Genomic DNA, 3,519 nt, shown 5'->3' on the forward strand with positions numbered 1-3,519 from the left:
ACCCGGCAGTAGCCCTCCTCGAGCCCTCGGTTCCAGCCCTCCCCCTCAACAGGGCCCCCATCCCGCCTCTACGCAGTGCTGCCGTAAGGCCCGTCTCGGGGAGCAGGTCGGTGGACGCTGGGGCGGCGGACGAGGCCATGGGTCGCGAACGTCGCCCTCGACACGGGCGCCGCGGGAAAGGTGGGGCGCGGGGGCGGCTGCTCGGCCGCCATCCGGGGGGCTCCTCCAGCCGGAGGTGATGGGCGGAGAACACCCTGTGTGTCCACGGCTCGCGCGGGTCCGGGCTCCCGTTCTCGCGCGGTGACCCGCAGATGCTTTGCATCATTTTCCGCCTCGCGGTCTCACTTCATTCGTCATGCAGTCCGCACCCCAGGAGCCTTCATGCCGTTGCCGCACCGAGCGCTGGTCGCCATGTCCCTGCTAGCCCTGCTGGGTGGATGCAGGGACGATGATGATGAACCGAAGCCGCCGAAGGGCCCCTTCCTCTCGGAGACACCGCTCTGGCAGGTGACGGCGGACACGTCACTGGCGGACGAGTGCTTCGGCAGCTCCGTCGCGCTCGCGGACTTCAACGGCGATGGCCGCAAGGACCTGGCCGTGGGCACCGAGCCGTGCACGGTCAACTTCGCCGTCGTGGACCACCCCGGGCGCGTGTCCTTCTTCGCGGGCGAGGAACGCTTCTTCTCCAAGCAGGCCGTCTCCGCGCTGATGACGTGGCAGAACACCCACCCCCAGACCCGGGGGCAGGGGCTCCGGACGACGGCCGGCAACGTGAATGGGGACGCCTTCGCGGACCTGCTCGTCACGACGAGGTACGGCGTGTCCGTCTTTCCCGGCGGGCCCGACCTGGGTGCCATTCTCACGGAGCCGGCCTTTCGCGTTCCGGGCAACGGCTTGTTCTCCACCACCTTCCTGGCCGACTTCAATGGCGACGGGCTGGACGACCTGGTGAGCATCCGGGCCGGCATGCTGTCCTTCTACGCTTCGACTCCCGGAGCACAGGGTGGGCCGTTCACCCTGGTCCACTCGCGGCCGGGCTTCACCGTCCGCGACATGGGCGACACCAACGGCGACGGCGCCGTGGACCTGATGCTGGCCTCGCCCGAGACAGAGGGCGCCCGTGCGCTGTACCTGGGCTGCAAGCCCGGCAGCTCCTTCGCCTGTGAGGGCCCCCTGTCAGCCGCGCCCGTGTGGACGGTGGTGGCCAGCGGCGTGAAGCTGCATCCCGACCTCAATGACGACGGCCACCCCGAGGCCTTCCTGTCCACCGACAACGGCATGACGAGCCTCCACCTGTCCGAGGCGGGGGGCCGCATCTCGTCCGCGCCGGTCTGGTCCATCCCGCAGGACCCCGTCTTCCCCAGCGTGTCCATGCCTGTCGCGGTGGGGGACCTGGACGGGGATGGTGAGCGGCATGACTTCGTGCACGACGCCGTCGGGCGGCTCTTCTTCTACTCACCCGCGAAGGGCGTGTCCGAGTCGCTGCGGCCCGTCTGGGCCTGGCCCCGCGAGGACTCCATCCCCGACGGCTACGAGGTCTACCGGCGCTACTCCGTGGCCATGCCCGGGGACATGGACGGCGACGGCGTCGATGACCTGGTGGTGGCCGCCGGCGCCGCGGGCAACCTCCTGAATGGCCCCGTGGGCGAGGTGTCCGTCTACGGCGGAGGCCAGGTGCCGAAGGAGCCGAAGGCCCCGCCCCACGCCCGGCCCGTCGCGTCCTGTGACTTGCGGAGGGACTCGGAGAACGGCAAGCCGGACCTCACGGTGGACAAGGATGCGGTTGCCCGCACGCTGCACGTGGTGCGCAAGACGTTTGCCGCCGACGCGTGCGAGGTGCAGGAGGGCTGCGTGGCGGCCCCGGGAGAGCGGCGCTTGCTGCGCTTCAGCACCACCATCCTGAACCTGGGCCGCGCCGACGCCGTCTTCCCTCCGTACGACGAGCGGCCGGACGTCTACGTCTTCGACGAGTGCCATGGGCACGACCACCTCCAGGGCTTCGCCGGCTACGAATTGCGCGACGCGCGCGGGCAGCAGGTCCTCACCGGGCGCAAGCAGGGCTTCGCGCTGCTGGACACCATCAGCTACTGCACGGACGCGGCGCCCGAGACCTTCCATGACCCCATGGGCATCAGCGCGGGCTGGGCGGACGTCTACACCTTCGAGGTGCCGTGCCAGTGGATGGACATCACCGGCCTGGGAGACGGCGCGTACACCCTGCGCGTGGGCGTGGACGAGTCGGACATCCTCGAGGAGGAGGGCGTCCACCCGAACGAAGTGTTCGTTCGCGTGAGGCTGGAGGGCGACACGGCCACCGTCCTTCCGTAATCCTGCGGGGGCATGAGCGCTTCCGAGCGCCCCCTGTACCTGGACCACAACGCCACCACCCCCATCGACCCGGAGGTGGTGGACGCGATGCTGCCGTACCTCCGAGAGGAGTTCGGCAATCCCTCCAGCGGGTACCCGTACGGGAAGCGGGCGCGCGCCGCGCTGGAGGAGGCGCGCGCGAAGGTGGCGGCCCTCATCGGGCGTGCTCCAGTCGGTGGTGGAAGTCGCGGCGCTGGCGCACTGGCACGGCGTCACCGTGCACACGGATGCGGCGCAGTCGGTGGGCAAGGTGCCCGTGGACGTGGGCTCGCTCGGCGTGGATCTGCTGACGCTGGTGGGCCACAAGCTGCGAGCCCCCAAGGGCGTGGGCGCGCTGTACGTGCGCCCGGGCACGCCGCTGCGGCCCTTCGTGCTGGGCGGTGGGCAGGAGCGGGGGCTGCGGCCCGGGACGGAGAACGTGCCCTCCGCGGTGGCCCTGGGCACCGCGTGCGCACTGGCGCGCGCAAGACGGGAGCGGGGCACCGCGGCCGCGGTGGCCCTGCGCGAGCGGCTCTGGGCGCGGCTGCGGGCGGAAGTACCCGGGCTGGCGCTGAATGGCCATGCCACCGAGCGGCTGCCCAACACCCTCAATGTGCGCTTCCCGGGCGTGAAGGGCAGCGACGGGCTGGCGGCGCCGGAGGTGGCGGCGTCCACCGGCTCGGCCTGCCACGAGGGCGGCGAGTCTGCGTCCGCGGTGCTCCGTGCCATGGGCCTTCCCGAGGCCGAGGCCCTGGGCGCGGTGCGCCTGTCGCTGGGGCCGGATACCACGGAGGCCCAGGTGGACCGGGCGGCGGCGCTGGCGGCGGCGTGGCGCAAGGTGGCGGGGCGCTGACGCTCCGGCCGTCCCGGGGACCCAAGCAAGAGAGGAGGGAGCGAGCGTGGCACCCCAGGCAGCGGTCAGCCAGGAGCCAAAGAAGCAGAGGACGCCGCGAGTGGACTGGGCGCAGCTGCCGCGCCGGGGTGTTGAGCCGCGAGCAGTCACGCTGCCCCAGACACCCACGCCCCTGCTGGCCTCCCCATGGGAGCCTCCTGGGCCGGCGTGTGCCCAAAGCGGCTGCACCGCCTCTGCACCGGCACGGCGCACAGCCCGCGTGGCACCCGGCAGTAGCCCTCCTCGAGCCCTCGGTTCCAGCCCTCCCCCTCAACAGGGCC

At 71.8% G+C, this 3,519-nt stretch carries 2 protein-coding genes and 1 pseudogene; all 3 read left to right on the forward strand.

Features of this window, described 5'->3' with window-relative positions:
• Window positions 1–381: 381 nt before the first annotated feature.
• On the forward strand, window positions 382–2,328 hold the full coding sequence (locus HG543_RS52420) for a lysyl oxidase family protein (RefSeq protein ID WP_169352484.1): 1,947 nt from the start codon (window positions 382–384) through the stop codon (window positions 2,326–2,328).
• Between the two features lie 12 nt (window positions 2,329–2,340).
• A pseudogene (locus tag HG543_RS57125) lies at window positions 2,341–2,512 on the forward strand (aminotransferase class V-fold PLP-dependent enzyme); the annotation flags it as partial.
• 18 nt (window positions 2,513–2,530) lie between these two features.
• A complete protein-coding gene (locus tag HG543_RS52425) occupies window positions 2,531–3,199 on the forward strand; it encodes a cysteine desulfurase family protein (protein ID WP_343073663.1) in 669 nt (222 codons plus the stop codon).
• The last annotated feature ends 320 nt before the right edge of the window (window positions 3,200–3,519 follow it).

This window comes from Pyxidicoccus fallax, from assembly GCF_012933655.1.
GTDB classification, from domain to species: domain Bacteria; phylum Myxococcota; class Myxococcia; order Myxococcales; family Myxococcaceae; genus Myxococcus; species Myxococcus fallax.

What these genes read in the sequence shown, in the direction of transcription:
- HG543_RS52420 (WP_169352484.1), top strand. Translation starts at nt 382, where the DNA reads ATGCCGTTGCCGCACCGAGCGCTGGTCGCCATGTCCCTGCTAGCCCTG.